Genomic DNA, 7,184 nt, shown 5'->3' with positions numbered 1-7,184 from the left:
AACGATCAACACACACCCAACCCCTCATGACGACAGAGCGTCCGAACGCACAGTGACACACCACGACTGGGCATACGAATCAACGACTCAGGACAATTAGATGCGCGTTGCCAGTCGGGCCAGCACGGAGTTGACGGCGGGCAGGGAGCTGGCACCGTCGGGAGTGTAGGTCCAGTTGAGGCCGACCCAAGGATCGCCGATGTGGTCGTCGGGAACGGCGGACAGCCGCAGCATCGAACGCCACAGCGACGAGACCAGCGGACCCAGCGTCGACGCGTCGCCCGGGTCGGCGACGAACAGGATGTGCACGCCGGTCTCCGGGCCCTCCTCGATGAGGTAGCGCAGCTGGGCGACGGCCCGGTCGTCGAAGCCGTACGGGAAGTCGTGCAGCACGAGGAGCTGACGGGCGCTGTCGACGCTGCCCTCGAGCGTCTCCAGGGCGCCCGCCTGCGCGGCCATCTGGATCAGGTCGACGCGCTCGGTGAGCTTGGTGAGTGTCTCCGACAGCTGCTGCGGCGTGGTGGCCGCCGGGAACAGCACCCCGGGGTTCAGCGGCTGCAGCGCCTGCGCGGCGGCACCGCCGCCGACGAGGTCGGCCACGTGCACTTTCAGCTGCCCGGGCGGGTACGCCGCGAGCAGCCGTACCACGAGCGTCCGGGCGAGCGCGGCCGCCTCGGTGCGCCGGCCCTCCGACGAGTCGATCCACAGCGGGGTGCGCATCGGCAGCCGGAACACCATCGGCACCCGCAGCTCCGGGGCCTCGGCCACGGTGAGGTCACCGATGCGGATCGCGACCGCCGGCTCCTCGGTGGGCGGCGCCCACGAGTTCCACGACGGGCTCTCCCAGGCGGCCATCGGCGCCGGCAGCTGCTGGGAGAGCTGGTACAGCTCGGAGACCAGCGAGTTGATGTCGCGCTTGTAGTCGGCGGTGGCCTGGGCGACCAGCTGGTCGTGCTTGCGCTGGGCCTCGGCGCGGGCCTGGTCGGTGTTCGGCGAGTTCCGCAGCCGGGGGTCGTCGAGGAGGGCCGACATCTCGTTGTCGCGGCGCTGCTCGGCGTACTCCGTGGCCGATCGCAACGAGGCGGTCGCGCGCGCCGCGTCCTCGAAGATCTTCCACAGGACGTCGTACATGCGCTCCTCGGCGCGCATGCCGAAACCGCCGGCGGGGCCGACGGGCGTCTCCTCGATGGGAACCGACGGCGGCCGGATCGTCATCTCGGGGATCGTTGCCGGCGGCACCGACGACGGCCAGGTTTGCCCGGGCGGCGGGCTGGCCGGAGCCTGCGCCGGAGCCGCCTGCGCGGAAACCGGCGGCGTGAGGCCGCGCTGGGCCGGTGCCGGACCGGCGGAGGTGCGCGGCGGGGGCGGTGCGGCGACCCCGTGCGCCACGACGAGCTGGGCGAGTCCGCCCGAGTACCCCTGGCCGACCGCGCGGTACTTCCACGTGCCGGCCCGGCGGTACACCTCGAACGCGATGAGCGCGCGCTCGTCACGCAGCCCGTCGATCAGGAAGGAGCCGACCTCCTCCCCGTTGGGGTCGAAGACCCGGGCGGACGGTGCCGGAACGGCACCGAACGCCCGGTCGTCGAGGCTGACCACGGTGAGGACCCGCTCGACATCGGCCGGTACCGCGGTCAGGTCGATGGCGAGCTCCTGCCGCGGGCCCGCCTGGACCCAGACCACCCCGTCGGCCCGGGGCCGGCCGTGGAACGCGAAGTCGCCGTCGCTCCGGACCCGCCCGGCCGGTGTCACCAGCAGGGCGGAGACGTCGGCCGAGGCGTCGACCTCGATCGTGATCCGGATCCGGTCGGCGGGCAGAGGGGCGTTCTGCCCCTTGACCAGCGCCACCATGGCAGGGGTCCTTTCGGGAAAGCGGAGGGGTGGGTGAAAGGTCAGACGAGACGCTGGAGGGTGCCGACCAGGTCGAGCGCGGTACGGCCGGCGGCCGCCTCGCCGATGGCCTGCATGCCCCAGCCGTTGCCGTGACGCACCAGCTTGGCCATGACCATGGCCTGCGCCGGGTAGCCGCCGCTGAGGGTGTAGCGGGCCAGCTCCTGACCGTTGGTCTCGTCGACGAGGCGGCAGAACGCGTTCTCGACCTGCTCGAAGGTGTGGCCCTCGTACGAGGTGACGGTGAGGAAGATCGTGTTGACGTGGGCCGGCACGCGCGGCAGGTCGACCATGATCGACTCGTCGTCGCCGTCGCCGTGCCCCGTGCGGTTGTCGCCGGTGTGGGTCACCGAGCCGTCGTTGCTGCGCAGGTGGTTGAAGAACGCCACGTCGACGGGCTGCTGGTCGGCGAAGAGCACCGCCGAGGCGTCGAGGTCGACCTCGAGCTCACGGCTGCCGAAGAGGCCACGCTTCTTGATCGGGTCCCAGCCCAGGCCCATGCGGACCAGGGTGAGCTGGCCGCCGTCCTGCTTCTGGAGCGAGACGCCCTGACCCTTTTGCAGCGAAACAGACATCCGTACGTACTCCTTCTTTTCCTTCTCTGATGGACGGTGCCGGCCTGATCCCTAGTACGTCAGGCGGGTCAGGTGTGGTACCAGGTCGAGGGGAGTTCTGCCCTGGGCGCCTTCCCCAATGGCCTGCATCTTCCAGGCCGCGCCGTCGCGGTAGACCTTCGCCATGATCATCGCGGTGTAGGGCGACCCGCCGGAGAGCGTGTAGCGGGCCAGTTCGCCGCGGCTGGTCTCGTCGACCAGGCGGCAGAACGCGTTCTCGACCTGCTGGAACGTGTGGCCCTCGTACGAGGTGACCACGAAGAAGATGACGTTGACGTGAGCCGGGACCCGGGTCAGCTCGACCATGATCGACTCGTCGTCGCCGTCACCGGCACCCGTGCGGTTGTCGCCGGTGTGCATCACCGAGCCGTCGTTGCTGCGCAGGTGGTTGTAGAAGGCGATGTCGACGGGCTGGTGCTCGGCGAACAGCACCGCCGACGCGTCGAGGTCGATCTCGATCTCGCGGCTGCCGAACAGGCCGCGCTTCTTGATCGGGTCCCAGCCGAGGCCCATGCGCACGAGGGTGAGCTGCGAGCCGTCCTGCTTCTGCAGCGAGATCCGCTGACCCTTCTGCAGGCTGACCGGACGCCCCGGCTGGGCGACCGCCTCGGCCGGAGGCTGGGGAGGCTGACCCGGCTGGGGAGGCTGACCGGGCTGGGGAGGAAACTGGCCGGTGGGCGGGAACTGTCCGGTCGGCTGCGGCGGAAACTGCCCGGTGGGCGGCTGGGATGGGAACTGCCCGGTGGGCGGCTGCGGGTATGCCGGCGGCTGCTGGTATCCGGGTGGCTGGTTCGGGTACGGCTGCTGCGGGGGCACGGTCGGCATCGGGCCGGTGGGTGGGGCCTGCGGTGCCTGGTACGCCGGCGGCTGCTGGTAGGCCGGCGGCTGCTGCTGGTACGGCTGCTGGTAAGCGGGCGGGGTCGGCGGGGCCTGGTACGCGGCCGGGGCCTGGTACGCGGGTTGTGCCGGTGCCGGCTGCGCGGGCGTCGCCTGCGGCGCCGGCTGTGACGGGCCGGCGTCGTCGACGCTCACCCCGTGGTCGGTGACCAGGTCGGCGAGGCCACCGGCGTATCCCTGCCCGACGGCGCGCAGCTTCCACTGGCCCTGGCGGCGGTACGCCTCGACCGCGATCACGATGCTCTCCCGGTCGAGCCCGGTCATCGTGTAGCTGGCGATCGGCGTGCCGCCCTGGTCGGCGACCTGCACGATGGGCGGGGCGAACTGGCCGAACCGCACGTTGCCGCCATCGAGGCTGGAGACGACCCGCACCTTGTCGATGTCGGCGGGCACCCGGTCGAGGTCGAGGTCGACGCGCCACGGCTGGCCACCGGCCGGCTGCTGGCACGTCACCCCGGGCCCGTTGGGCTGGTTGAAGAAGACGAAGTCGGCATCGGATCGGACCTTGCCGCTCGTGGTGACGAGCAGCGCGGAGAGGTCAGCGGCATGGGCGACCTGCACCGTCACCCTGAGTTGCCGCACCGCCAGCGACATGTTCTGGCCCTTGACCAGCGCCGTGCTCAATGTTTCCCCCTCGCGTCATCGGACGGGTCGGTGCGCCAAACCCTAACGCCCCTACCTACCGATGCGGATGTGCAGCCTAGGCGATACGCGCAACTCTGTGTGTACCGACTTCCTCGGCGTACCAGTCCATGATCTCGTCTCCGGCGGCGGCGCCGTGTCCGGCGGTCGTCCGGCAGTTGGGCGCCGAGTATCCGGTGACGTGAAGCTCGCCGTGTGCCGGTCGGATCGCGGCGTCGGCGGCGGCCAGCATCCGCTGGTCGAGCAGCGAGTCGCCACCGGCGACGACGCGCCCGGCGTCGACCCGTCGGGCCACCTCGGCCACCGCGGCGGCCTTGTCGAGCGCGTCGGGCAGCAGGTAGAGCTTGCGGCCCTGCAGCGACGCCCGCCAGCCGCGCTCGCCGCACCAGTCGGCCACCTCGCCGGCGAACGGCTCCAGCCAGTCCTCACGCACCGTGACGGTGAAGTACACAAAGAAGTTCTCCACGGCCCGTAGCGAGGCGAAGTCGCGCTCGTCGCGCCACGCCGCGCACTGCCGCTCGACCGCGGCGAAGGACGCGGCCTCGCGGAGGGCCGTCCGTACCTCGCGCTCCCAGCCGGGGTCGGAGGATCCGTCGACGAGGATGCGGGCGCCGTTGCACACGACGGCGTACCGGGGTGGCGGGCCGGGAAGCCGCAGCCGGGTGTACTGCGGCACCGACCGGGTGGTGGCGGGCAGCACCGCCCCCGCCTCGGCCAGGCGGGTCCAGCCGGCGATCACCGTGTCGGTCATGTGCGCATATATATGGTCGCCGGCGATGTCGACCGGGGTGAGCCGCGCCGGGTCGGGCCGGGTCGCGCCCATCGCGCGTTCGGAGAAGAGCACCGTGCCGTCGAGGTCGGTGGCCACAAGTACGGGAGTCACTGAACCGCCCTGCTCAATGCGCCCGTCTCCGCGGGGGCCTCTTCCGGCTCGATGGCCGAGGTCGTGAATCCGGGCCGGATCAGGCCGATGCACGAGTAGGGGAGCCCCGGCACCTCTTCCACCGGCACGCCGCGCTGCGCGGCGAGCAGCAGCACGTGCCGAAGATCACTGTCGACGTTCGGACGGACCAGCACCCGCCACGGCACCCGGCGCAGCAGCACCCGCGTCGTCTCGCCCACACCGGGCTTGACCAGGTTGACGTTGGTGATGCCGTACCGGGCGGCCACCTCGTCGGTGGTGCGCCAGCCCCGCCAGTCCGGGCTGCGGTCGCTCGCGGCCAGCGCCGGCCAGTCGGCGGCGACGCGGTCGGCCACCGTCGGGAAGCGCGCGGTGATCGCGTCGATGAAGTGCATCGAGACATCGGACCCGCTGAGCTCGCGGTAGAACTTCGCGCCGTGGAAATCGGCGGGACCGATGTACGCATCGTTGAGCACGGTGCGCGAGACCAGCCCCGACACCGTCGAGTTGAGGCACGCCGACGGGATGAGGAAGTCGTCGCGGGTCCCGAACAGCGACACGCACCCGCCGGGGTCGGCGAGCACGGCCAGCTCCGGGTCGAAGTGGAGTCCCTCGTCGGCACCGGCCGCGGCGACCGCGGCGGCGAGCTCGCGGGTGATCGCGCCCTTGCCGGTCCAGCCGTCGACGAACGCCACGTCGGCGGCGTCGTGCGCGGCGGCGAGGTGACGCAGCGCCACCCGGTCGATGCCCCGGCCCCGCACGATCGACAGCGTGTAGTGCGGCACGTCGAGGTCGTGGGCGAACCGGGCCCACCGGCGCATCAGGATGCCGACCGGCGTGCCGGCCCGGGCCAGCGACGCGAACACCGGCATCCGCCCGGGCCGTCGCGCCAGGACCAGTTCGGTGACCATGCCGACCGCGTGCGCGACCCGCTCGGCCGAGTCGGCCAGCGCGGCGTGGAACAGCTCCTGGTACTCCGCCGACGGCTGGTACTCGATCGGCAGCGACTCGGCGTAGTGCGCGGTGCCGGCCTGTACCGCCGCCTCCCGCTGCTCGACCGGTGCCTCCAGCTCCACGTCGGACAGGTCCTTGAGCAGCCAGGTGACATCGTCGGCCGGGTAGCTTCCGAACTCCGGCCCGTGCAGTGGCGTCACAGCACCACCACGGTCAACACCGGGGTGACCGGCCGGAGCGCCTCGACGAGGCCGCCCGGTGCCCACAGGTCCGGGGTGTCGGCGGCCGCGTCCATGACGAGCACGATCCCGTCGAACGCGCCCGCGGGCACGTTGTTGACGAACCGCGGCCTGCCCTCGGTGTCCGGCTCGGGCGAGGCGAACCGCAGGCTGGCCCGCACCGCGTATCCGGGATCGTCGACCGGCAGCACCGGCGACCGGGTGGTGGACGTGTACGAGACCCGCTCCCGGTGCCCGGTGAGGGCCCACGCCAGCCGCAGCGGCGTGTACATCAGCTCCTCGCTGCCGAGCACGAGGATCCTTCCGTCGGGCAGCGCCCCGGCGACCTCGGCCGCGAGCGTGTCGACCGCCGCGCCGAGCGGCGCCCGGTGCTCGGGGCCGAACCCGTGGCGTCCCCCGTCGGGCACGCCGGCCGGCCATTCGGCGTCGACGCGCCGCGGCTCGGCCCCGCCGGTGGTGGCCGCCACGGGTGGCGGGTCGAGCCGGGCCACCAGGTCGGTGCCCCGCGCGAGGACGTCCGGAGGCAGCTCGACCTCCCCGCTCGCCAGCGAGACCACGTCGATCCTGGTGCCGAGTTCGGCGGCCAGGTCGGTGAGGACCGGGCGGTCGGCGGCGGTGCGCAGGTCGAGCAGGGCGGCCACCACGTACCGGTCGCGCGGGTGCAGCCGGTGCAGGGCCCGGATCGTCGCGGCCGCCGTGCGGCCGGTGGTCAGCTCGTCGTCGACGAGGACCACCGGTGCCGGGTCGGCGAGCCAGCCCGGGTCGGCCGGCAGCAGGAGGTGCTCGGTGGCGTGGCTGTGCGACTCGTCGAACGTGCCCGCCGGCGTGAAGCCGGGCACCGCCCGCCGGGTGGAGTGCAGGTACCGCGCACCCGCGAAGGAGTCGGAGACCGCGTGGCCGAGCGCTGTCGCCGTCTCCGCGAAGCCGAACACCAGCGGCGGCACCGGCAGCGACACCCCGGGATCGGCCGGCCCGGTCAGTTTGGCCAGCTGTTCCCGGTCACCCCGCAGCGCCGCCACGAACGGACCCCACGCCGCCGAACGGCCC

6 protein-coding genes are annotated in these 7,184 nt (G+C 72.4%); all 6 read right to left on the bottom strand.

Annotated features, from left to right (window positions below):
- Positions 1 to 96: 96 nt before the first annotated feature.
- A complete protein-coding gene (locus Voc01_RS20505; RefSeq protein ID WP_203929100.1) occupies positions 97 to 1,851 on the bottom strand; it encodes a TerD family protein in 1,755 nt (584 codons plus the stop codon).
- Positions 1,852 to 1,892: 41 nt separating this feature from the next.
- Entirely contained in the window at positions 1,893 to 2,465 is a 573-nt protein-coding gene (locus Voc01_RS20500; RefSeq protein ID WP_203929099.1) for a TerD family protein, read from the bottom strand.
- A gap of 51 nt (positions 2,466 to 2,516) precedes the next feature.
- On the bottom strand, positions 2,517 to 4,025 hold the full coding sequence (locus Voc01_RS20495; protein WP_203929098.1) for a TerD family protein: 1,509 nt from the start codon (positions 4,023 to 4,025) through the stop codon (positions 2,517 to 2,519).
- A gap of 76 nt (positions 4,026 to 4,101) precedes the next feature.
- Positions 4,102 to 4,926 carry an HAD family hydrolase gene (locus tag Voc01_RS20490; protein ID WP_203929097.1) on the bottom strand — a complete coding sequence of 275 codons (825 nt, stop codon included), beginning with the start codon at positions 4,924 to 4,926 and terminating at the stop codon, positions 4,102 to 4,104.
- On the bottom strand, positions 4,923 to 6,098 hold the full coding sequence (locus Voc01_RS20485; protein WP_203929096.1) for a cysteine protease StiP family protein: 1,176 nt from the start codon (positions 6,096 to 6,098) through the stop codon (positions 4,923 to 4,925). The genes Voc01_RS20490 and Voc01_RS20485 overlap by 4 nt, the downstream gene beginning before the upstream one ends.
- Positions 6,095 to 7,184: phosphoribosyltransferase family protein (locus tag Voc01_RS20480; RefSeq protein ID WP_203929095.1), on the bottom strand; the 1,090-nt coding region annotated here is incomplete at its 5' end. The genes Voc01_RS20480 and Voc01_RS20485, both read right to left, overlap by 4 nt.

Origin of the sequence: Virgisporangium ochraceum, assembly GCF_016863655.1 — a bacterium.
Taxonomy (GTDB): domain Bacteria; phylum Actinomycetota; class Actinomycetes; order Mycobacteriales; family Micromonosporaceae; genus Virgisporangium; species Virgisporangium ochraceum.
This window is presented reverse-complemented; position numbering and strand designations above follow the sequence as displayed.

Coding starts and splice junctions, on each gene's coding strand:
- Voc01_RS20505 (WP_203929100.1), bottom strand. CDS start 1,851: ATGGTGGCGCTGGTCAAGGGGCAGAACGCCCCTCTGCCCGCCGACCGG.
- Voc01_RS20500 (WP_203929099.1), bottom strand. CDS start 2,465: ATGTCTGTTTCGCTGCAAAAGGGTCAGGGCGTCTCGCTCCAGAAGCAG.